This window comes from Neptunomonas phycophila (assembly GCF_001922575.1).
GTDB classification, from domain to species: Bacteria; Pseudomonadota; Gammaproteobacteria; order Pseudomonadales; family Balneatricaceae; genus Neptunomonas; species Neptunomonas phycophila.
Map to the genome: position 1 here is coordinate 2,446,516 of NZ_MRCI01000001.1, position 23,388 is coordinate 2,469,903.

At 45.6% G+C, this 23,388-nt stretch carries 22 protein-coding genes; 10 read left to right on the top strand and 12 right to left on the bottom strand.

The window, feature by feature from the left end:
* The first annotated feature begins 16 nt into the window (after positions 1-16).
* Positions 17-730 (top strand): response regulator transcription factor, encoded by a 714-nt coding sequence (locus BS617_RS11090; RefSeq protein WP_075172866.1) that lies wholly within the window; start codon positions 17-19, stop codon positions 728-730.
* A 29-nt stretch (positions 731-759) separates the two neighbouring features.
* Here BS617_RS11090 and BS617_RS11095 read toward each other — a convergent pair whose 3' ends face one another.
* Complete coding sequence (locus BS617_RS11095; protein WP_346424308.1) at positions 760-1,143, bottom strand: VOC family protein; 384 nt, start codon at positions 1,141-1,143, stop codon at positions 760-762.
* Positions 1,144-1,397: 254 nt separating this feature from the next.
* On the opposite strand from BS617_RS11095, the gene BS617_RS11100 reads away from it, so the two are divergent.
* The 3 genes from BS617_RS11100 to BS617_RS11110 are packed head-to-tail and all read left to right on the top strand — an operon-like array spanning position 1,398 to position 3,281.
* A complete protein-coding gene (locus BS617_RS11100; RefSeq protein WP_075172868.1) occupies positions 1,398-2,399 on the top strand; it encodes a GTP-binding protein in 1,002 nt (333 codons plus the stop codon).
* The gene (locus BS617_RS11105) at positions 2,371-2,745 is read left to right on the top strand and encodes a hypothetical protein (protein WP_075172869.1); all 375 of its coding nucleotides are present in this window, start codon (positions 2,371-2,373) and stop codon (positions 2,743-2,745) included. The genes BS617_RS11100 and BS617_RS11105 overlap by 29 nt, the downstream gene beginning before the upstream one ends.
* Positions 2,746-2,768: 23 nt before the next feature.
* On the top strand, positions 2,769-3,281 hold the full coding sequence (locus BS617_RS11110) for a DNA-deoxyinosine glycosylase (RefSeq protein ID WP_075172870.1): 513 nt from the start codon (positions 2,769-2,771) through the stop codon (positions 3,279-3,281).
* Here BS617_RS11110 and BS617_RS11115 read toward each other — a convergent pair.
* Complete coding sequence (locus BS617_RS11115) at positions 3,278-4,309, bottom strand: GlxA family transcriptional regulator (protein WP_075172871.1); 1,032 nt, start codon at positions 4,307-4,309, stop codon at positions 3,278-3,280. The two genes, BS617_RS11110 and BS617_RS11115, sit on opposite strands and share 4 nt — an antisense overlap.
* Before the next feature lie 275 nt (positions 4,310-4,584).
* Here BS617_RS11115 and BS617_RS11120 point away from each other — a divergent pair, with 275 nt between their 5' ends.
* Both BS617_RS11120 and BS617_RS11125 read left to right on the top strand, forming a co-directional pair.
* On the top strand, positions 4,585-5,799 hold the full coding sequence (locus tag BS617_RS11120; protein ID WP_075172872.1) for an aspartate aminotransferase family protein: 1,215 nt from the start codon (positions 4,585-4,587) through the stop codon (positions 5,797-5,799).
* Positions 5,800-6,014: 215 nt separating this feature from the next.
* Entirely contained in the window at positions 6,015-7,388 is a 1,374-nt protein-coding gene (locus BS617_RS11125; protein ID WP_075172873.1) for a TIGR00366 family protein, read from the top strand.
* A gap of 103 nt (positions 7,389-7,491) precedes the next feature.
* On the opposite strand, the gene BS617_RS11130 is transcribed toward BS617_RS11125, so the two are convergent.
* The 5 genes from BS617_RS11130 to BS617_RS11150 all read right to left on the bottom strand — a co-directional run bounded on the left by BS617_RS11130 (position 7,492) and on the right by BS617_RS11150 (position 13,479).
* Positions 7,492-8,061 carry a 1-acyl-sn-glycerol-3-phosphate acyltransferase gene (locus BS617_RS11130; RefSeq protein WP_075172874.1) on the bottom strand — a complete coding sequence of 190 codons (570 nt, stop codon included), beginning with the start codon at positions 8,059-8,061 and terminating at the stop codon, positions 7,492-7,494.
* Positions 8,062-8,159: 98 nt separating this feature from the next.
* Positions 8,160-8,915 (bottom strand): pseudouridine synthase, encoded by a 756-nt coding sequence (locus tag BS617_RS11135; RefSeq protein WP_346424309.1) that lies wholly within the window; start codon positions 8,913-8,915, stop codon positions 8,160-8,162.
* A 45-nt stretch (positions 8,916-8,960) separates the two neighbouring features.
* Positions 8,961-10,322, bottom strand: coding sequence for an SPFH domain-containing protein (locus BS617_RS11140; protein ID WP_075172876.1), 1,362 nt, complete (start codon positions 10,320-10,322; stop codon positions 8,961-8,963).
* Positions 10,323-10,579: 257 nt separating this feature from the next.
* Complete coding sequence (efpL, locus tag BS617_RS11145; RefSeq protein WP_075172877.1) at positions 10,580-11,146, bottom strand: elongation factor P-like protein EfpL; 567 nt, start codon at positions 11,144-11,146, stop codon at positions 10,580-10,582.
* A gap of 155 nt (positions 11,147-11,301) precedes the next feature.
* Positions 11,302-13,479 (bottom strand): TonB-dependent siderophore receptor, encoded by a 2,178-nt coding sequence (locus BS617_RS11150; protein WP_170870343.1) that lies wholly within the window; start codon positions 13,477-13,479, stop codon positions 11,302-11,304.
* 236 nt (positions 13,480-13,715) lie between these two features.
* On the opposite strand from BS617_RS11150, the gene yghU reads away from it, so the two are divergent.
* The gene (gene yghU, locus BS617_RS11155) at positions 13,716-14,561 is read left to right on the top strand and encodes a glutathione-dependent disulfide-bond oxidoreductase (RefSeq protein WP_075172878.1); all 846 of its coding nucleotides are present in this window, start codon (positions 13,716-13,718) and stop codon (positions 14,559-14,561) included.
* A gap of 14 nt (positions 14,562-14,575) precedes the next feature.
* On the opposite strand, the gene BS617_RS11160 is transcribed toward yghU, so the two are convergent.
* The gene (locus tag BS617_RS11160) at positions 14,576-15,466 is read right to left on the bottom strand and encodes a LysR substrate-binding domain-containing protein (RefSeq protein ID WP_075172879.1); all 891 of its coding nucleotides are present in this window, start codon (positions 15,464-15,466) and stop codon (positions 14,576-14,578) included.
* A gap of 104 nt (positions 15,467-15,570) precedes the next feature.
* Between BS617_RS11160 and BS617_RS11165 the strand changes: the two genes are divergently transcribed.
* Complete coding sequence (locus tag BS617_RS11165) at positions 15,571-16,746, top strand: MFS transporter (RefSeq protein ID WP_075172880.1); 1,176 nt, start codon at positions 15,571-15,573, stop codon at positions 16,744-16,746.
* A gap of 53 nt (positions 16,747-16,799) precedes the next feature.
* Here the strand turns inward: BS617_RS11165 and modF are convergent, their stop codons facing one another.
* Both modF and ilvC read right to left on the bottom strand, forming a co-directional pair.
* Positions 16,800-18,227 carry a molybdate ABC transporter ATP-binding protein ModF gene (gene modF, locus BS617_RS11170; RefSeq protein WP_075172881.1) on the bottom strand — a complete coding sequence of 476 codons (1,428 nt, stop codon included), beginning with the start codon at positions 18,225-18,227 and terminating at the stop codon, positions 16,800-16,802.
* Between the two features lie 110 nt (positions 18,228-18,337).
* A complete protein-coding gene (gene ilvC / locus BS617_RS11175; protein WP_075172882.1) occupies positions 18,338-19,810 on the bottom strand; it encodes a ketol-acid reductoisomerase in 1,473 nt (490 codons plus the stop codon).
* Positions 19,811-20,077: 267 nt separating this feature from the next.
* On the opposite strand from ilvC, the gene ilvY reads away from it, so the two are divergent.
* Positions 20,078-20,977, top strand: a complete 900-nt coding sequence (gene ilvY, locus BS617_RS11180) for an HTH-type transcriptional activator IlvY (protein ID WP_075172883.1) — start codon at positions 20,078-20,080, stop codon at positions 20,975-20,977.
* A 26-nt stretch (positions 20,978-21,003) separates the two neighbouring features.
* Here ilvY and BS617_RS11185 read toward each other — a convergent pair whose 3' ends face one another.
* The gene (locus BS617_RS11185; RefSeq protein WP_246283250.1) at positions 21,004-21,690 is read right to left on the bottom strand and encodes a YoaK family protein; all 687 of its coding nucleotides are present in this window, start codon (positions 21,688-21,690) and stop codon (positions 21,004-21,006) included.
* A 109-nt stretch (positions 21,691-21,799) separates the two neighbouring features.
* Between BS617_RS11185 and BS617_RS18160 the strand changes: the two genes are divergently transcribed.
* Positions 21,800-21,976 (top strand): DUF6435 family protein, encoded by a 177-nt coding sequence (locus BS617_RS18160; protein ID WP_139303158.1) that lies wholly within the window; start codon positions 21,800-21,802, stop codon positions 21,974-21,976.
* A 45-nt stretch (positions 21,977-22,021) separates the two neighbouring features.
* Here the strand turns inward: BS617_RS18160 and BS617_RS11190 are convergent, their stop codons facing one another.
* Positions 22,022-23,377: a GntP family permease gene (locus tag BS617_RS11190; protein WP_075172885.1), complete on the bottom strand. Its 1,356-nt coding sequence runs from the start codon at positions 23,375-23,377 to the stop codon at positions 22,022-22,024.
* Between the last annotated feature and the right edge of the window lie 11 nt (positions 23,378-23,388).

Here is a 23,388-nt window from a genome sequence, read left to right on the forward strand (position 1 = left end):
TACCGGAAAAACGATAATGACAAGAAAAATAATTTATATCGTAGATGACGAGCCAGATATCTGCCAAATCATAGCCCAACAGTTAAATCAGCATGGCTATGAAACGCGTACGTTTCAAACGGGGCAACAAGCGTCTGCCGCTATCCACAGACGCAAGCCGGATTTATGTATCATTGATTTAGGCCTACCGGATATGGATGGAATATCACTGGTCAAAGAGTACTGTGATACGTCAGGGATGGGTGTCATTATAATCTCAGGCCGCGGGTCAACCACCGATCGTATCTTGGGATTAGAGTTTGGTGCTGACGATTATTTAGCAAAGCCTTTTGAACCAAGAGAGTTGGTAGCTCGGGTTAACAGCCTGTTTCGCCGTCTAGAACACATTAACCATGTTAGCCATTCCGGCAATAAAGACCGAAAAGCACGGTTTGCCGATTGGGTATACGACCCAAACACACTGACTTTATACCACCAAACACAAACTCTTTCTTATGAGCTTTCCTCGGCCGAAGCCACCCTACTCAATCGATTGCTGCAAGCCCCTCGGCAAGTTCTGTCCCGTGACCAATTACTCCACGGCTTTGCCGACCCATTTGACCGCAGTATCGACGTAAGAATGTCACGCTTACGAAAGAAGGTTGAAACAGACCCTAAACATCCTACGCTCATCAAAACTATCTATGGAGCAGGCTATATCCTGACGTGCGAAGTGAGTTGGCAAGCATAGTGGAGCTCTCACCCCACTATGGAGTTAACCTACCCCAACAAATGCAACGCGCACAATTTATTTCCAGCGGGGTCACGCAAATACGCTAAGTAAAGATCACCTAAACCGCTTTCGCGTTTACCCGGTGGGTTTTCACATGTGGTACCACCATTAGCAAGACCGACCTCATGCCATTTGTCCGCTATCTCCGGGCTAGCTGCCGCAAAACCAATGGTACAGCCGTTACCATGGAAAGCAGGCTCACCATTGATAGGCTTTGTAAGCGCAAAAATACCGGTATCTGTAATGTAGAGACACCGTCCTTTATCATCCATTACTCCGGGTGCGTGGCCCATAGTTGCAAGCACCGCATCATAGAAATCTCTTGATGCCTGCATATCATTGACACCTACCATTATGTGACTGAACATCATTTTTTCCTTTTTATTGGTTATGTTCTACACCCAAGTGACTTGGGATTTCTGAGCAGTAAAAAGACAGCATACATTTAAAAATATGTACTATTACCTATCCATTTTACAATTTTCGAAGTATTTCGCAGAAAATGTATTAATAGAGAGACTGTATAGATATATAATTCAGTGATGATTAATGGCGCCTCTCGATAATGCCATCATTCTGGATTACCATTTAGTGAATTTCTAGACCCTCTTTAATAAGGATGTTAATGAAATCTTATAAAGCACTATTTATAGGTTCCCCCGGGTCAGGCAAAACAACCGCCATACGCAGTATCAGCGAAATTGATGTCGTTGACACTGATACCAAGGTATCGGACTCTACAATTAAACGTAAACGTACGACCACTGTCGGTATGGACTACGGCAAATTAACGTTAAACGACGATACCAGCCTTCATCTATACGGTACTCCCGGGCAAGAGCGTTTTAAGTTCATGTGGGACTTAATGGTCAGTGATCTTGCAAAAGATGCATCTGCAGTTATTTTGCTTGTCGACAACACCCGTAATTACCCGCTTAAAGACTTGGATTTCTACTTAGATGAGTTTTGGGATTACATCATCGGCCGTAACTTTGTGGTCGCAGTGACACGCTCAGACCTTGATGAGACAACTCGTCTTGAAGATTACCAAAACCATTTAAAAGCGCGCGGCATGCTGGCGCCTACAATTTTTATTGATGCACGTAAATCAATGCATGTGCTGGATATTATCAACTCTGCCATGATGCATGATGCTGACAGCGTTAATTGGAGTGATGTTTCACACCGTGTTGCGATGAATGAATTTAAAAAGCGCAATCCAGACCCAAATTCACCTCAATTTGAGTGGTTACGTAAAAGTCGCCCTGTCCCTAAGATGTCTATTGTTGAAGCAGCCACCAAATCACGCGGCATATTAGGTGCATTGCATTTTGATGCCAAAAGCCAAACGATTGACCACTCTCTCAGCAATATGGAGCAACACGAGCTTTTCAAAACGCTTAAGGCCTTAGCGGATACTGTTAGCAAAAAAGCGCCACAATTACCGGCCATTGGTAATATTTCCTTGTTCGGTTACAAACAAGACACACTGGCGTTGTTTATAGAACATGATCAATCCCTTGGGCTGCTCGCCAATGCGAATATGACACATCAACAAATACGCCAACAAGCCGTAGATTTACTTCAGTGGAGTGACAATGTCTCAGATTCTGACCAAGCTGGATAAGCTCTCTGGTAGCGAGTGCAGCGTTCTATTCTCTGGCACCAAGCCCATTGCTTCTAGCTTTCCTAAAGACAAACTGCTCTACCTAAAACTTGGGCATCAAGCTTTTACGCTTATTTTTAAACAAGCGACTAAAACCAACCCTGATTACGATGAAGCACATATTCAAATTGGTCATTATCGCCTCATGTGCTACCGAGTTAACGACACGTCACTTTACATTGCGTTGCTTCCAGAACGTTCCGAGATTCATAAAGCCCAGCGCGTTTTACGAGAATCCCGTCCACTGTTCACTAAAATGATAGCGAAACTAACCCAAGCTTCCGATAAGCTAAAGCCCGCAAACTAAAGCCGTCTTGGTAAAAACCCGCGATGAATGAAACCGCTATACAAAGCTTTGACGCTGCCATAGGCGATGATCCGCATTTACTAATACTAGGCTCCATTCCTGGGGTAAAGTCACTGCAAGAGCACGCCTACTACGCGCATCCACGAAATGCTTTTTGGCCTATCATGACGCACCTCTATCAATTAGACAGCCATGCCCCCTACCAAGAAAAGCTCAGCCAGCTCAATGCAGCAGGTGTAGCCCTATGGGATGTTGCGCAAGAATGTGTTCGCCCGGGCAGCTTGGATAGCAACATCAAACAAAACAGTGTAATTGCAAACCCTATTCAGGCTTTACTGGCCCAATACCCCAGTATTAACGCTATAGCGTTTAACGGACAAGCGGCCGCCAAGCTATTTAAACGACACCACAGTGCACTACTCGAGAATGAGCCATTTCAATTCTACACACTCCCTTCAACCAGCCCTGCCCATGCCTCATTAAATTTTGAGGCTAAGCTCAAGGCATGGTCGGTCATCTTAAACGCTAAACCTTAGCGCATTAACACAGAGTCACCTTGGTACAATGGGCTGTGGGCCGCCGGATCATCGATTTCGCGTTTACGTTCTTCCCGCGGGGTTAACCCGTAATGATTACGGTACGCAGTACTAAAATACGACGCGCTGGTAAAGCCACATGCTAGACCAATTTGCAAAATGGTTTTATCACTTTGCCGCAGCAGCTGTCGGGCATGCTCCAAACGCAATTCTAGATAGTGTTTGGAAGGTACTGTTTGTAAGTGCTTCTTAAACAGGCGCTCTAAATGACGGCGCGATAATCCTACATGATGGGCTAAATCATCAGTACTCAGAGGCTCTTCTATGTTCATTTCCATGAGCGTAACCGCCTCTATCAATTTGGGCTGGCTAGCGCCAATACGCGCCTTTAAAGGTATGCGTTGCGGATCTTCAGATGTACGGATTCGCTCACAGACAAATTGCTCAGAGACACTCGCCGCTAAATCCATGCCGTGCTCTTTACCGATTAAGAACAACATCATATCCATTGCCGCTGTACCACCACTACAGGTGTATCGGTTTTTATCTATCTCGTAGAGGTTATTCGTCACATGCGTGCTAGGGAACTCTTCTCGCAGGCTCGCCAAATCCCACCAATGAATAGTGGCGCGCGTATTCTTCAATAATCCGGCACATGCCAAAATATAAGAGCCCGTACCAATGCCTCCCATCCCCATTGGCCCAATGCCTTGGCGTCGCAACCAACCAATAACGGCTTCATTACCAGTACGCGCGATAGGACTTGCTCCACAGACAAATACGGCATCCAACATAGGCAAATTAGCTAGGCTACAGTTAACTAGCGTTTGTACACCAAAACTACTCGCTACCGCTTCACCATCGTGGCTAATCAGTACAGTTTCATATAACTCTTCACCACTCACCCAATTGGCCATTCGTAACGGCTCAATCGCTGAGGAAAAGGCAATCAACGAAAAGTTAGGTAATAGCAAAAAGCCAAAGCGTTTTGGTATCCATTTTTTTTGTTTTTCTAAAGATTTCACCATTGCTTAACCATACATCTCTACACTATTCTTGGTCGATGTTTTCGCCAGCATACTTTGCAACAGCAAGCGATACTCCCAACTAGTTTCTAAATGTCAGCTTAGCGTAACTTCAGGTCGCCCTAAAGAAATTAACACTCTGTTTATCCGCTGATTTTTTGTCGATACTGATAATAGAAAACAAGAACGAGGTTCAAGTAGCCAAAACAAGCTTGCACCTTTTTTATATCACTGGGTCACGGATACCCTTTTTTATCCGCTGAAATGAGGAACACCCCATGCATAAAGAACCCGTCACACGCGCCTTATTCGATCAGGTGATGGTCCCCAACTATAACCCTCAACAGATGGTGCCAGTTCGCGGACGCGGTTCACGAGTATGGGATCAAGCCGGCAATGAGTATGTCGATTTCACGGGGGGGATTGCTGTCACCGCATTGGGTCACAACCACCCGGCCGTTGTAGATGCGCTAAAAACTCAAGCTGATGAGCTGTGGCATTTAAGTAATATCTTTACTAACGAGCCAGCACTTCGCTTGGCCAAAAAGCTGACGGATATTACATTTGCCGACAAAGTTTTCTTTAGCAACTCCGGTGCAGAAGCCAATGAAGCCGCTTTCAAATTAGCGCGCAAGTACGGTCACGATCATTTTGGAGATGATAAGTACGAAATCATCTCGTTTAAACAATCATTTCACGGCCGCACCTTATTTACCGTAACCGTTGGCGGGCAACCAAAATACTGCGAAGGTTTTGAGCCCGTTCCAGCAGGCGTAAGCCATGTTGAGTACAACAATATTGATTCACTCAAAGCCGCTATCTCTGATAAAACTTGTGCGGTAGTAATGGAGCCTATTTTAGGTGAAGGTGGCGTTATCCCGGCGGCACCAGGTTTTGCACAAGCGGTTAGAGAGCTATGCGATCAATATAATGCACTGCTCATTTTTGATGAAATCCAAACCGGAGTTGGCCGCACCGGCGCTTTTTATGAGTACATGAACCTGGGCGTGACGCCCGATATCCTAACGACTGCCAAAGCGCTGGGTAACGGGTTCCCCATCGGCGCGATGTTAACGACGGATAAAGTAGCTGCCAGTTTTGTATTTGGTACGCACGGCAGTACCTATGGCGGTAACCCTTTGGGCTGCGCCGTCGCTGAAACAGTGGTCGATCTAATCAACTCGCCTGATGTGCTCGGTCAAGTAGAAGCCAAAAGCGCTCTCTTTAAATCCGAGCTAGAAGCCATTAATGCGAAACATCACATTTTTAAAGAAGTGCGCGGTAAAGGTTTGCTATTGGGTGCTGAGTTGATTGAAGAATGGCACGGTAAAGGACAACAATTTTTAGCCGCTGCTCGTGAAGAAGGCCTGATGATTTTGGTTGCAGGCCCTAATGTTCTTAGGATGGCTCCGTCGCTCATCATCCCAGATGATGACGTTAAAGCGGGCATGGCAGCCCTAGAGCGCGCTATTAGTAAAGTATTAGCCGCTTAAATGCCTCAGCAATGAACTAAGGGAAGCATAACGCTTCCCTTTTTTATGAGGTATAAGTCTATTAACACTGACCTCACCACTGGAAAAACATTGTTTCCAATAGGAAACAATAACTTCCCACCCTAACATGGGGCGGGTTGATATACTCAAAACCCTAAACTTCTGACTGCCAAGTCAGTAATCCTACAATAATCATAATACCTCAGGAAAAAACAATGGATACAGTTGCTGAACAACGATCAGCTCTGCAACGCATGAGCCAGTTTTTCGTTACCATCATTCAACGCTACCTACCCGACCCATTTATATTCGCAGCCATACTTACCTTGGTTGTTTTCATCCTCGTCATGCCCAGTACAGGCCAAGGTCCTATGCAGGTGGTTAATGCATGGGCTGGCGGTTTTTGGAGCTTACTCACCTTTTCTATGCAAATGGCGATGGTTGTCGTAACCGGCCACGCAATGGCCAGCGCTCCTGTTTTCAAAAGCAAGTTATCAATGCTGGCTGGTGTCGCCAAAACACCTGGACAGGCAATCTTGCTGGTAACCGCAATTAGTGCAATTGCCTGCTGGATTAACTGGGGATTTGGCTTAGTTATCGGTGCTATTTTTGCACGTGAATTAGCCGCTAAAGTGAGAGGAGTGGACTATCGATTATTAATTGCGGCCGCCTACAGTGGTTTTCTATTCTGGCATGCAGGTTTATCCGGTTCTATCCCGCTAGCCATTGCTAGTGGCACCAACATAGAAACCGTAACTAACGGCGCCGTAACAGCGGCAATTCCTACTTCAGAAACACTATTTTCTACCATGAACTTAGCCATTTTAGCGGCTATGTTTGTCGCAATTCCATTGTTAAACCGCTTAATGCATCCAGCACCTCAAGATACCATCACTATTGACCCATCACTCTTACAAGAGCAAAACCAGGAAGCGCCTAAAAAGGAGCATATGACGCCAGCCGAACGCTTAGAAAACAGCCGCTTGTTGTCTTTGCTGCTGGGTATTTTGGGCTACGCTTACATTATTTACTATTTTGTAGAAAACGGGTTTGCGCTCAACCTCAATATTGTAAACTTCACATTTTTATTTACCGCTATATTGCTGCATGGCACGCCTAAAAGCTTATTAAACTCGGTATCCGAAGGCGCTCGCAACTGCGCGGGCATCTTGCTTCAGTTTCCGTTTTACGCCGGTATTATGGGGATGATGACAGCCACAGGAGACTCAGGCATATCGCTAGCGGGAGCTATCTCCGAGATGTTTGTCTCTATTTCTAACGAAACAACATTCCCACTATTCACGTTTTTAAGTGCAGGGATTGTTAACTTCTTCGTTCCTTCTGGTGGTGGACAATGGGCCGTTCAAGCGCCAGTTATGATGCCTGCAGGTGAAGCACTGGGTGTGGATGCAGCCAAAACAGCGATGGCTATTGCCTGGGGCGATGCGTGGACTAATATGATTCAGCCATTTTGGGCTTTACCAGCCTTAGCGATTGCAGGCCTGGGAGCAAAAGATGTCATGGGCTATTGCGTTATGGCTTTAATCGGATCAGGAGTAATTATTTCCATCGGTTTGCTGGTGTTCTAAACGCACTGCAAGCTCACTAAACGTTCCAATAACAAACAAAGAGGGAGCCTATTGCTCCCTCTTTGTTTTGATCAGTTATTGTTCAAAAAGTAAGCGAACGCACTCACATCTTGGTGTAGCATTCGGGAAATTTGGGAGTCACTGTGTTGTAAAAATCCCAAATTTTACGCAAATCTTCCTCGATATTACCACTGGGATAAATTACCCCGCCTACCCCTGCCTCGCGCTTTTTATAATCCAAATAACCTAGCAAGATAGGTACGTTAGCTTGCAGAGCAACCTGATAAAAACCCGTACGCCAGCGAGTCACCGCAGCCCGCGTCGCCTCAGGTGTAACAAGCACCGTAATCTCATCAGACTTCTCGATATACTCTACCATTTGGCCAACCATATTAGGCCTTTTCTCACCGTCGTTGCGTGCAGAACGATTAATAGGAATCGCACCCATCGGGCCAAGCAATAAATTGAATGGAAAACGCATCCACTCCTGTTTTATCGTAAACCGCGGAGGTGGCACATTTAAAATATCAGCGGCAGCCATGGTAAAAATAAAGTCCCAATTGCTGGTATGTGGTGCGCCAATCATTACTGAGCGCGATATATCCGCAGGCGGCGCCCCTACAATTTTCCACCCCTGTAACTTAAAACATAAACGACAAAAGAATGTAAACATTACCAAACCCTAAAACCGGAAACCGGCGTAAAAAATGGCATTATAGACTTAAATACGTGCTGTATGTGGGATAGGCGACAATTAGGGCAGCAAAACAACTACTTAAGCGTAATAGCGTTAACTTCGTCATCGGTTAACAGGCGACTTTGCCCCGGCAAGAGCGTTCTGTCGAGATGAATCGAACCAATAGAGATACGATGCAGTTTTATAACAGGGTTACGAAAGCGTCCAAACATTCGTTTAATTTGATGATATCTCCCCTCGACTAAGCAAACACGAACAACATATTCAGATATTTGTTCCAGCTCGGCAGGTAACGTAACTATGTCCTCGTAAGCAAAATGCATCCCTTGCTTAAAGGCTTCACGATAGCGTTCTATATCTACTGGGTTACCCAATGTCACGTCATAAACCTTGGTAACCTTATGATCCGGAGACATCATTTTACGCGACCAATCACCATGGTTGGTCAACAGCAACAAGCCTGACGAATTAAGATCCAATCGCCCGACAATATGGACATCATCCCAACTCTGCTCAGGGTGCTCTAAACGGAGTAGGTCAAGTACAGTTTTGTGGATATCATCCTTTGTGGCACTGACGACACCTACCGGCTTATGCATCATTACATAACAAGGCTGTTGTGCTTGCAGTAAGTTACCGTCCAGCTCTATACGCGAGAACTGATCAATAGGTTGCTGCATATCGGTGGCAATAACTCCATCAACACTCACGCGCTTTTGCGCTAACACTAAGCGAATGTCTGAGCGTTTAACGGATAAATGACGGCTAAGAAACCGATCTAGGCGGGACTTTTTTGATGTCATAACAAGTAAGTAGTCTAGGTTAAACAAACCTTATCGGACACCTAAGCGTATCCGATAAGGCTCACTACTGACTTATTTGGTTACTTCACGGTCGTAGTTTAAGCGTTTAGCTGCATCCAAGGTCAACATTTGCATGAACGCTTTAGTTTCAGCATCGTTACCCACAGGTGCACCGCCATTTCCGCCGCCAAATACATTTGTTGGCACATTACGTTTAGCAAACGCTTCTGCCCATAAGCGCTGAATTTGCACCTCGGCTTCTAACTTTTGGGCCAACGCGTTATCGGCCTGAAGAATCACTTCTTTTTGATAAGCTTCTGCATCGGCTAGCGTGCGGCGTGTTTCAGCTTCTACACGGGCTTTTTCTAAGTTAATTTCGGCCGTTTCTTTAGATATGGCAGCTTCTGCTTTTAGCTTCTCAGCTCCGGTGATTGCTAACTGCTTATCCGTTTCTGCTTCTGTCGTTTTTTGGATTTGCTCAACTTTCGCCTTGGCTTGACGCTCAGCCACTTCACGTTCACCACGCGCGATTGCCAACAGCCTCTGTTCTTCCTCTTGAACACGTTGTTCACGGGCTATTGCACGGTCAGCCGAAGCTTTTTGTTTAAGCTGCATCCGCTCAATAAATTTCTGGTTTGGTTTCATGTCCGTCACTAAAGCCGAAACAACCGTTATTCCAAAATCAGTAAAGCGTTGTGATTTACGACGAGGCTGGCCATCTGGACCTATCACCTTATTCACAAGAAAGACCGTTTTTGAATCTTCACCGTATTGTTCTTGCTCGGTGCCTAGCGCCGCGTTAGCAGAACCCGAAGCAGAGCGGGTTGAACGCACTGAAACCTCCTCACGTTTTACAAGAAAAATACCGTTGCTCATTTGGTTTTCGAACTCAGAGTTAAACTCCGTCCGGCCACCAGCGTAGTACTCTTCTGCCGCCATCAAAGACGCATTTGCTTGCAGTGTCTCTTTAAAAGCGGGCAGTAAAGCCGTACGCAATAAGTTTTCTGGCGAACGGTATTCATGCGCTAGTTTTAAAAATGAAACTTCATCTGAAGGAATCGAAAAACGCACCGTGGCTTCCGCATGTGCATCCACCTGATCTAAAAACATAATACTCAGTGGAGGAAGGCTCGCGGATTCGTTATCGGAGTCTTTCTCGGCTCGAATAGCGTTAACACTCGACCCAGATGACGCTTGAACTGTCATCGCTCGCTTCCAAGAGTTATAGCGACCAAAAGGGTAAAATTTATAACCTACCTCTGTGACTACAGCCTCACTCCCTGTCACCGTCCGCACATGGTAGATATAACCCGGCTCTGCATAAAAGAAAGACTTAGACATAACGTAAACCAGCGCGAGAATAACAATAACACCAACTACCGCTTTAGCTATTAAGCCGCTACTAGATTTCAATAGTGTGTGAGCATCAGACATGTAACTTCCTTATTTCCTTCAGATTTAAATTAAAACACGCGATGCTAACAAAAAATCAAGATAGTTTTATGACGGCATACAGGCATTTAATGCATAGTAACTTATTGCTTTTTAAAAGAAAAAGCTAAAACATAGTTTTCGTCAGTTTAGCGTAAAGAAAGATGGAACTACCTAAAATAAAGAGGCAACACATAACTCAAACAAAGGTGTTGCACCCTTTACCCAGCCATCAAAAAGAAGAGCTTATATAAGCTAGTTTAAGCACGGCTAATAAACTTACCCGTTTCGGTATTCACTTTAATTTTATCGCCCTCTTTTGTGTATTCCGGCACCTGCAGTTCATAGCCATTGCTACATTTAGCCGGTTTAGTACGCCCCGTAGCACTGGCTGATTGCATGCCCGGCATGCACTCAACAACGTCCATAACCACCGTATTGGGCAGCTCGATTCCAATGGGGTTACCATCTACCAGCAAAACTAATATGCCTGTCATGCCATCGCTAATAAAATCGATTTCGTCAGTAATGGTCGCTTCATTCAAGCTGTATTGGCTGTAATCTTCCTGATCCATAAACGTCAGTAGATCATCTTCACGATAGAGGTAGGAGACTAAACGACGTTCCAGTGACGCCTGTTTAATCATATCTGTTCCGATGAAGGTCTCCTCGTACTTCCCACCATGAGGTACTTGATTGAAACGCACTTTATAGAGTGTTTGTGCACCACGAGATGACGGGCTGTGCACATCTATTTTTTGAACGACATACAAGGTGCCGTTGATCTCAACGACGTGGCCTTTTTTAAGCTCTGATGCTTTAGGCATGATCCTGCTTCCAACCAAAAAAAGAAGCTATTCTATGCGAGCTGTGATTTCACAAACAACGCTTATTTACTCAGCATCGTATTTATTTTTACACACAAAAAAGCCCGCATAGAGCGGGCTAATAAATTGCTGAATGGCTAATAGCTAAACACTACTTAATAGTTCCATGTCAGAGTAACAGTGGCGTTACGAGGCTCACCATAGAACCCTTGCTCCCAATACAATGAGTTAATATATCGCTCGTCGGTAAGGTTATTAATTTTGCCAGACAACGTCCAATTATCATTGAATTCATAACTCGCCATTAGGTCGACCAGTGTATAAGCATCTTGTGTATAAAGTTCGGAGTCAGTCGTTGTTTTACTCTGCCAACGCACACTACCCCCTACTTTAAGCTGATCAACACCGGGAACTTGATAAGTACCGCTGACACGCAACACATTTCGTGGTTCGAACAGGCGAACTTTGTCATTCGTACCTGATTCCACTATATCAACATGTGTAAAACCGGCGAGGAGATTAATCCGTGGGGTCGGTTGGCCAGAAACTTCCAGCTCAATACCCCGTGAGTTGGTGTCGTCGGTAGTATAAACAGTTTGACCGTTTCCTCCGACCGTCGAACTGCCGGCTACGTTATCCTGATCAGCGTAAAAAACGGCGGCGGTCGCTAGTAACTGATCATCAAACAAGCTGGCCTTAACACCTACTTCATACGCCTTACCTTCGACTGGATCGAGTAATTCATTATCCGTACCCAGCTTATTTTGGGGATTAAATATACCGGTATAGCTCGCATACACACCCACATCATCGGTTAAGTTATACATCGCGCCTAAATACGGAACCACCTCCGATGCATCGCGATCTCGCTCACTACCATACGAGTCACCTTTTGTATTAACCGTTGTGTAGCTTCCCCCTAAAAAGAGATTTAACGCATCAGTAGCATCAATACGAGTCGCTACGTACGTGCTGCGCAAGCGGTCATTAAACGTGCCGCCGCTAGTCCCGTTACCATAGATATCTGGCTCTTCAAAAGAGCCATCCCATGTATTCAAATCTGGAACGGGGTACCCCAAACGTGACCCATATCCAGATAACTGGCTATTTTTCATTCGCGCCGCCGTTGCACCTATAGCTAACAAATGCTCGCGCCCGGCTAAGGTGTAGGGGCCTGTCGCATTGACATTGAACTGGGTGACCGATAAGTCTTGCTCATAAGCGGATGGGTATGCGAGAAGCCCTACTTCCGGATCGCTACCAGCAACGGGTGAGCCATAGACATAAAACAACTTTGAGTCTTGCTTGGTGGACGTGTGATCTACGCTTGCCGTCGCTTCCCACCCGTTATCAAATGAGTGCTGCCACTGGGCAAAATAGGTTTCTTTCTTTGTATCCCAGTATGACCAATCAGCCGCTGTGGAAGTAGACACATCATAATCGGTGTAGCTACCATCATCATACGTTAATGGTAACGCCCCCCACATAGGGCTGTTTGCATTATTGCGCTGTTGATCGTAGCCGAACGTTAATAAGTCCTTTTCTGTCACATCGACTTCAATGACGCCATAGCCTAAGGTGGTGTCTTTCTCATAGCGATCTAAATACGACTCTTTACTCTGCTTAGCAATGACCGCTCGCCCACGGACTGTGCCTTCCTCATTTAAGCTACCGGATACATCAGCTTCAAGGCGTCTGGTATTCCAAGAACCCACCGTAGCAGCAATGGACGCCTGTGTTTCGTAAGTAGGACGTTTGCGAATCATGTTAACCGTTGCGGATGGGTTCCCCACTCCAGCCGTTAAACCATTAGCTCCCTTGAGCACCTCAATACGGTCATACATAAACGCATCAAAATTGCTGGTGGGCGTATCCCCTAAAGCCGCTCCTACTCCGTCAGTTTCAAAATTCATAATGTCAAAACCACGTGACGTGAAATACACGCGATCCGTCTCGACCTTGTTTACCACAACCCCGGGAATTAGCGCTAACGCATCACTCACACTGGCAACAGAGAAGTCCTTCATTGCCTGGCTGGAGATGGTGGACACTGTTTGCGGTGTTTCCTTAATATCGATCGCTAAACCTGTAGCTGCAGCAGAGCGTTTAACTTGATAGGAGCCTGTTTGTTCTGAAGGCGCAATATAACTAGATGTAATTTCAGAGTCTGTAACTTGTAAGGCTTGCAGCTCCTGCAGGTCATTTTGACTATTATCCTCAGCCAGCACATTACCGCTAAGCAATAAACACGGCACGATTAGGGCGGCTTCCCTGATACGTTGAGCTAAAAAACTGGGCTGGCTAGCAGGATATGCACTGCGGCAGAGGGACATATAGACTCCTAAAAAAGGGAAAAGTTCATTTAAACAACAAATAGTAATGCTAGTGATTATCATTTGTTATTTCAATTTATTTATAACTTATTATTAAATTTTTCTCTCAACAGACTTATGCAATCCCCCTACTTAACAATGCCCTCTAGCCTGAATAAGATAAACTCACATCAAAACTGACGCACTCAACAAGCCATCCAGCATTGTTCGCGTAAGCTAATAATTAGGAGCAGCACATGAGCAGCAACGAATATACACCACCAACAGTATGGGAATGGGATCCAGAAAACGGTGGAGAATGGGCAAAAACTAATCGGCCGGTTTCAGGCGCAACGCACGAAAAAACACTTCCGGTAGGTAAACACCCGTTCCAGCTTTATTCACTGGCCACACCCAACGGCCAAAAAGTCACCATTATGTTCGAAGAACTATTAGCATTGGGCTTTGCCGAAGCGGAATACGATGCCCACCTAATCAAGATCGGTGACGGCGATCAATTCTCATCTGGCTTTGTAGAAGTAAACCCGAACTCCAAGATCCCTGCTTTGATGGATCACAACACAACACCGCCCACTCGCCTTTTTGAGTCTGGCTCTATCTTGCAGTACCTCGCCGATAAATTTGGCGCGCTGGTGCCTAATGACCACGCAGGTAAAACCGAATGCCGTAATTGGCTGTTTTGGCAAATGGGCTCAGCCCCCTATTTAGGTGGTGGCTTTGGACATTTCTATGCCTACGCACCTTATAAAATGCAGTACCCCATTGACCGCTTCACGATGGAAACTAAGCGCCAATTAGATGTATTAGATAAGCAACTAGCTAACAACAGCTATATTGCAGGCGAGGAATATTCGATAGCCGATATTGCAATCTGGCCTTGGTATGGCAACTTAGTATTGGGTAATTTATACAACGCGGCGGAGTTTCTAGACGTTAAAAGCTATACCCATGTATTACGTTGGGCCAAGCAAATTGAACAGCGCCCTGCCGTGCAACGTGGACGCATCGTTAACCGCACTTGGGGAGACGAACAATTAGCCGAGCGCCATGATGCGGCAGATATAGATGCGGTTTTAAATTAATAAAACTGGCTTTATCACAAACTAATATTCGTTTTAATGAAAGACAAAAACGCCTCAATGCGTGAGGCAAGCATAGTATGTTTGTAGTACACAGCCTGAACCAGCTCCCTGGGGTTCGGGCTGTCTTTGATATCACCTAACACCTTAATCAAACGCCCTTCATCCAAGTCTTTTTTCACCATAAAATTAGACAGCAAAGCAATACCATTACCCGCCAAACATAATTGGCGAACCGTTTCCCCGCTACTTGCACTAAGGCTTACGGGTAATACCGTAGGCGGAGAGGTGTATAGCTTATTTAAGTTGGGATTATCAGAGAAGCCGATCACTTCATGCTGATCAAGGTCTGCCAGCGTTGCAGGCTCACCATTTTGAGCTAGATAAGCAGGAGAAGCGACAAGATGTAAGCGGCTTCTTCCTAAGAACGTCGCATTCAGCCCCGAATCTGATAACTCACCTATTCGCACAGCAAGATCTGTCCGCTTCTCAATGAGATCAATAATTCGATCATTAGACACAAGCTCTAAATCAATTTCAGGGTGTGCTTCCCTAAATGGCTTAATCAAGGGAACTAATTGATGGAGCACAAACGGACTCGCAGCATCAACCCGCAGGCGTCCGCTAGGACGTACCTTTTGCTCAGCTAACGCAAACTCGGCAGCGGCAATACTGTCCATAGCTTGGCGAATTGCCATTATAAATTGCTCGCCTTCCGGCGTTAGGTTCACTTTGCGAGTCGTTCGTGTAAAAAAGCTACAGCCATGTTCTAACTCTAAACGAGCAACAGCACGGGACACTTTAGCTACCTGAAGATCAAGGACGGCAGCGGCGGCAGAAAAACCGCCATGATCAGCCACGGCTAACAAGATCTCTAGATCTTCTGTTTTAGATCGGATTCCGCTCATATTATTGCACCAAATGATAAAGTATTTTGGAACTAATGCTATTTTTGCAAATATTAAAACACTTCATACTGCCTCCTATTACAACTTTATTAGGAGTACAGATTATGCCGCTTGCCCTTTGGGCGCTTACCCTAAGCGCCTTCGCCATCGGTACAACAGAATTTGTCATTGTGGGGTTAATTCCCACGATTGCCAATGACCTTTCCGTAACCCTACCCAGCGCAGGTCTTCTCGTAAGTCTTTATGCATTAGGGGTTGCTGTGGGCGCCCCAGTGCTCACAGCGTTAACAGGGAAGCTAAATAGAAAATGGCTGTTACTCGCCTTAATGAGCTTGTTCATTATAGGCAACTTATTAGCGTGGAGCTCACCTAATTATGAAGCGCTCATTATGGCTAGGGTCCTCACAGGGCTAGCTCATGGCGTATTCTTTTCTATTGGCTCTACCATCGCTACCCGCCTAGTATCAAAGGACAAAGAAGCGAGCGCAATCGCCCTCATGTTCACCGGCCTGACCGTAGCATTGGTAACCGGTGTTCCTTTAGGGACATGGATAGGTCAACATTTTGGCTGGCGTGCGACGTTTCTTGTTGTTTCAACGTTGGGGATAATTGCGCTAATTGGAAGCTTTATACTCGTACCTAACAACCTAAAAAGCTCACCCAGCGCTAGTATCGTGAAGCAGGTTTCTGTTCTTCTCAAGCCTAGACTGCTACTGGTTTATGCGATGACGGCGATAGGTTATGGCGGCACCTTTGTTGCCTTTACTTTTCTTGCTTCTATTTTAGAGTCTGTTAGTGGCTTTCCCCAATCAAGCATTGCTTTAATCATGCTGGTTTACGGAGTTTCAGTAGCAGCGGGAAATATTTGGGGTGGTAAACTGGCTGATAAAGTCGGGCCTGTTTCGGCACTAACCACTATTTTCACAGCGCTTTCAGGTGTGCTGTTTATATTCTACTTCACAGCTCCCTACCCCTTACTCGCTTTAGGAACGGTACTAATATGGGGTGCATTTGCGTTTGGCAACGTACCTGGCCTGCAAGTATATGTGGTGCAAATAGCTGAGCGCGAAGCGCCACATGCCGTAGAAGTCGCTTCAGGGTTAAACATTGCCGCTTTTAATGTAGGCATTGCGTTAGGCGCTATAATCGGTGGTCACATTGTCGACCAATACAGCCTTATAGACACAGCATGGGTAGGTGGCATTATTGTCATCATTGCACTATTGCTAACTCGGCTAAGCGGTTGGCTAGACAACAAGCAAACACTGGTTACGGCCTAATAACAACTAACCAGCAATGAGCCTCTGTAAAAGTGGCTCATTGCTGACGGTGCTCATTCGTTCTTAGTCAACGCCAAATAATTATCAATACCCGCTATCTGATCTTCTGGGTGATGGTTAACATACAACACAGCCGTTTCAGAACCGGCGCAAATTTTCTCAATCAAGGCCAGCACCAACTGGCGGTTCATATCGTCTAGCCCTAAACACGGCTCATCCAGTATCAGTAAAGGCGGATGTTTAACCATGGCTCTGGCAATTAATAATAACCGCTGGTCACCGTAAGACAATTTATTAAAGGGCTGATCGGCGCGATCCTGCATCCCCAATAAAGCGAGCCACTGGTCAGCAATTTTCTTTTGGCGGTCAGTGCATTTACTGTACAACCCAATGCTGTCGTAAAAACCAGAGATGATGACATTTCGCAAGCTAGTACTGACGCGGTATTCCCACTGTAATGCCGTAGAAACGTATCCTATAAACTGCTTTATTTGCCAAATACTTTCGCCACTGCCGCGTTTAAAGCCAAATACAAAGATATCATTTACATAACACTGAGGGTGATCGCCCGTAATTAACGACAAAATGCCGGTCTTGCCACTACCGTTAGGGCCACTGAGTTGCCAATGTTGATTAGGCTCGATTGTCCAATTCAACTTATCCACAATTACCGTATCACCATACTTGATGGTGATGTCTGTCAAACGCACTAAAGGCTGAGTGGGGTCTAGCGCGGGCAACGCCGTTTCTGGATCGGCTTCGGGGACACTGAGGTCAGTGGTTTTCAAATGCAAAAGTTGATACAACTCGCTAAACGCCGACTCATCATCACGGCAAACGGTATGAGGTAAACGCCCTTTTTCTACGTAAGCGACATGCGTAATAAAGTCTGGCATTTCGTCAAATCTATTCAGCACAAAAACCATAGATACAGTGGAGATAAGCGTTGCCAAATGCGCCTGCAACATAGATAAGGTCGCGGCATCTAAACCATCAAAAGGCTCGTCTAAGATCAGCAGGTCAGGCTTACTTGTGAGCGCGCGGATTAACATAACTTTTCGGCTTTCACCGGTAGAGAGTTTACGAAAAGCACGTTCTAATAATCCGCTTAAGCCAAACTTACTCACTAACTCATTGGCTAGCTCTGGGTCTTGGCATCCCTCGAATATCATCTCCTTAACCGGTGTTCCCTCTGAGATAACATCCATGATGTCAGCATCATCTTTTTTTAGCTCAGCCGCAATAAGGTCGGCTTGCTCTTCAAAGGAAACAACACCGACCCGTGACGGAAGACCCGATACCCCACCCGACTCGATATCGCCAACCCCAGCCAAAACTGCGGCTAACGCTGACTTACCTGCGCCATTCGTGCCCGTTATGACCCAATGCTGGTTTGGCTCAATGGTCCAATTAACTTCGCTTAATAAAAAGCGGTCATCAAAGTTTACTGTTACATTTTCCAGGCAAATTGAAGTATCCATAACGCAGATATCCTAATCAATAGCAGTCCACAAAAAAGGCCGAGATATCAGTCTCAGCCTTTTTTAATCTCAACACCTACCGAACATATCGGTCAGGAGTAACGAGTCGATTAAACGATTTTCTTCATGTCAGCCATGTGGCCACGAAGAACAGCACCAATCGCTTCAACCGGGTGGCTGCGCAACGCTGTGTTAACTTCGATCAAACGAGCGTTATCAACACCGGTATCGTCAAGGTCTAAGCCTTTACCGATAACGTCTGTTTTGATGCCTTTCATGAAGTCGCCTAGCAACGGCAAGCAAGCATGGTTGTACAAGTAGCAACCGTATTCTGCTGTATCAGAAATTGTTGCGTTCATTTCGTACAACTTCTTACGTGCGATTGTGTTAGCAATCAGAGGAGTCTCGTGTAAAGACTCGTAGTAAGCAGATTCAGCAATGATACCCGCCGCTGTCATTGTTTCGAATGCTAATTCAACGCCTGCTTTAACCATAGCAACCATCAAAATACCGTTGTCGAAGAACTCTTGCTCAGAGATTTCAACATCGCCAGCTGGTGTTTTTTCGAAATTAGTTTCGGCTGTTTCTGCACGCCACTTCAGCAAGTTAGCGTCATCGTTAGCCCAGTCTTCCATCATTACGCGTGAGAAAGTACCGTCGATAATGTCATCTTGGTGCTTGTTATACAGTGGGCGCATGATTTCTTTCAACTCTTCAGAAAGATCGAATGCTTTGATCTTAGCTGGGTTAGAAAGACGATCTAGCATGTTAGTCACGCCACCATACTTAAGTGCTTCAGTGATTGTTTCCCAACCGTACTGAATCAACTTCGATGCGTAACCTGGGTCGATACCTTCTTCAACCATTTTGTCAAAGCAAAGAATAGAACCCGTTTGCAACATACCACATAGGATAGTTTGCTCACCCATCAAGTCAGATTTTACTTCAGCGATGAAAGAAGACATCAATACGCCGGCTTTGTGGCCGCCAGTACCTACAGCGTAAGCTTTAGCCAACGCTAAACCTTCACCTTTAGGGTCATTGTCTTCGTGAACAGCAATCAGGGTAGGAACACCAAAACCACGAACGTATTCAGCACGTACTTCAGAACCAGGGCACTTAGGTGCAACCATGATAACCGTCAAGTCTTCACGGATTTTCATGCCTTCTTCTACGATGTTGAAACCATGTGAGTAAGACAAGCAAGCGCCTTTCTTCATCAATGGCATAATTTCAGTAACAACGGGTGTGTGCTGCTTATCCGGCGTTAAGTTAAGAACAACATCGGCTGTTGGGATTAGCTCTTCGTATGTACCAACAGTAAAACCATTTTCAGTAGCGTTTTTCCATGACTGACGCTTCTCAGCAATTGCTGCAGCACGCAGTGTGTAGGACACGTCTAAACCGCTATCGCGCAAGTTTAAACCTTGGTTAAGGCCCTGAGCGCCACAACCGATAACAACAATTTTTTTGCCTTTAAGCGCTTCAACACCGTCAGAAAACTCTGACATATCCATGAAACGACATTTAGCCAGTTGAGCAAGTTGCTCACGCAGTGGCAGCGTATTGAAATAATTAGCCATGTTAAACACATCCATTAACTTGTTGTGATCAATCGTGGTAGCAAAGCACACCGAGATTGAAAAAGTATTACACCCTTGTTAACCACCATTCTCATATCAGCCAAGCCAGCATCGATGAGGTTGCGGTACAAAAATGCATAAATTATTAAGTGGTGGCTACTCTATAGAAAAGACAACCTTTCGTAAATTGATATAAACGCAATATTACGTCCCACTTTATGCAATGATTCCTATATTTGGTGCTTTCTTATCCGTTACAATGGCACCATGAATACACGAACAATCAAACACTTCTTAGCGTTGGCGGATACGTTACATTTTGGGCGCGCTAGCGAAGAGTGCAATATCAGCATTTCAGCCCTATCGCGAAATATTCGACAACTCGAAGAAGAAGTTGGCGTGGCTTTATTTAACCGCGACAATCGTATGGTAGCGCTGACGCTAGAAGGCGAAAAATTTCTGGCCTATGCGCGTGAAGCCAGCAGCCAATGGAACCTGATTCGGCATGAGCTAACCGACAATAGCGATCAGCTTCACGGTGAAATTAGCCTTTATTGCTCGGTAACCGCCAGCTATAGTTTTTTGTTTGATTTACTTAACCGCTTTCGCATAGCGCATCCCGGCATTGAGATAAAACTCCATACAGGCGACCCCGAACACGCGGTATCACGCATACTGGATGGTAAAGAAGATATTACTATTGCAGCCAAGCCTGCTAACGTAGCCCACGGCCTAGTGTTTAAACATATCACTGTCTCGCCTTTGTTATTTATAGCACCCGCCGAACAACACGTACCCAACGTACCTACCCATCCGCCCACTACGGCCAAACAATGGGCCAATGTACCCATGATTTTGTCAGAAGGTGGCGTGTCCCGTAACCGGGTAGACACCTGGTTTCGTAAACTAGACATTACACCGACAATCTATGCGCAGGTAACCGGCAATGAGGCCATTGTCAGTATGGTTAGTTTAGGCTTCGGTATTGGTGTCGTCCCTAAAATCGTATTGGATAACAGCCCACTGGTTGATCGAATCAAAGTGCTGGACGTACAACCGGAATTAGAACCTTATGACATCGGGTTATTCACTCTAAAAAAGAGCTTAAAAAACCCGATGGTCAATGCTTTTTGGAGTCTAATGTCAGAAGAAAACAAGCTGGCCTAGTCGTTAACCAACGCAGTTGCGCCCACTCAATGGCCGTCTGCGCGCTCCGACCTGAGCGCCTGATAACTGTAAATTCGATACCACACAGACAACATCAAACAGATAACCGCAGGGACCAGTAACGCGTAAAAGCGCCACATAACAAACAGTAAAGCGCCCACGACACCCCCCACAATAAACCCGGTAATAATCAGCAAAAATAAAATAGCTTTGCGCTTATCAAAACGCTCGCCTCGCAGCTTTTCACCAACCATTATCCCCAAGTCCGTAAAAATCCCCGTCACATGAGTCGTTCGAACAACAGCCCCGCTATAAGTGGTAGCCAGCGCATTTTGTAAACCGCAAGCAGCCGATGCTAAAAAATGACCATACGAGAGTTCATGCGATAGCAAAAAGATAGCGCCCAACAGCAATACGGCTTCGATTAACAGCGCCGTATCATAATGCCGCCCTAACTTGAGTGCGCTACCATGCAGTAAAAAGCCAGACAGTGAAGCGCCCAAAAAGAAGCACACTAAGATCATTAGTAAATGCAACGCAGCCGTAAAGGATGTGTTGACTAAGCTGGTCCCCAACAAAGTTGCGGTACCCGACAAATGAGATACCGACTGATGCTCAAAACCCAGCAAACCGATTGCATTTACACAACCGGCAATTAACGCAAGAATAAAAGCCCCGTATTCAACCCAGCGCGGTAATTTCGAGACCATCATTTCTCCTCATTGATTCCCTGTGAGATGCTAATCGCTCGATTAAAAAATATATCTAAAACAAGACTGACACGTATAGATATGAATTATCAATCATTCAATAGGCGATGATATGTTCTCTTTTTTCAAATCCAACCCCAGCAAAAAACTCCGCAAGCAGCATGATGAAAAACTAGAAGATGCTATGAATGCACAGCGCAATGGCGACATTCAAGGATACGCGATGTTAACAAAAGAAGCGGAGGAGATTTGGGCAAAAATAGAAGAGCTGGAAAAACAGCAAGCATGAATAATAGCAGCCCTCATATAGGTTGAAGGCTGCTTTATGTTTCCCCTACACCACGCCCAACGTTGCAAGCACGATCACGATAGTAGTCGCAATTAACGGGATAGCCATCGTACAGATAGCAATATCAAAGTAAGACTGCTTGTGGTTGAGCTTGGTCACGGCCAGCAATGTAATAACCGCACCGCAATGAGGTAGCGTGTCTAAACCGCCTGCCGCCATAATCATTATTCGATGGATAACACCGGGGTCGATACCATTAGCCGTTGCCAACGCTAAAAAGTCGGGGCCTAACGCTTCCACCGCAAGGGCCGTACCGCCTGACGACGAACCAATAATACCGGCCAAGAGCGTAGTAGATACCGCTACAACCACTAACGGTGGTCCAGGAATCGCCATAATAGCGGCTTTAATCCCCGCAAAAACGGCTAGTGATTTGATTACACCGCCGTAGCCCACTTCTGAAGCGGTATTAAAGATAGGTAAAAGCCCACCAACAGCCCCATCGAACACTTCCTGATTAGGCTCAGCAATGCGTTTTCTAAACACCACCAGCAACAGAACAATAGCAACAGACAAAGCAACAACGACCGACCAGATACCATTAATCCCACCAAAAGAGGCATAGCGCTCAACCGCCGCTTCACTTTTGAAGTAACCATTGGTCAGCACAAAATTAATAATAAAAACCAGAACAATCGGCAAAAATGCCAACCAAACCGCTGGCACATCGCCATCTATGCGGATATTTTCGTCCGGGTGATCACCGTACCCTTCGCCTTTAGCCATCGCTTTAGAAGAGCGTAAATTTAACCAAGCAATAGAACCTATGCACATCAGTGCAGCACCTATCAAACCGATCATAGGAGCGGCGTAGATATCAGTTCCAAAGACAGGAATCGGAATTGTATTGATATATTGCGGTGTCCCCGGGATTGCAGTCATTGCAAAGGTGAACGCCCCCGCTGCAATCGCCGCCGGTAAAAAACGCTTAGGGATGGTCGCCTCGCGGAATAACGAAGCACCAATAGGATAAATAGCGAATACCACAACAAATAAAGAAACACCCCCATAAACCAGCAAGCCCGTGGCAATAATAACAGCCGCTATCGCTCTTTCTTTGCCAAATTTTTCAGAGATAAAACGCGCTATTGAGCGAGCACACCCACTGGCCCCCATCAATTTCCCGAAAATAGCACCGGTTAAAAATACCGGGAAGTAGGTTTGAATATAGTTTGCGGCAGCAGGCATAAATTTGCCTGTCCATGCCACCAGCATAGGGAAATCACCGGTTACAAACACTGTGCCCATTGCTAATAACGGAGCCAACACAAGCACCGTCACCCCGCGGTAAGCAAAGTACATTAACAACACCAGCGATAGAACAACCGCTATAATGTCCATTCATTTTCTCC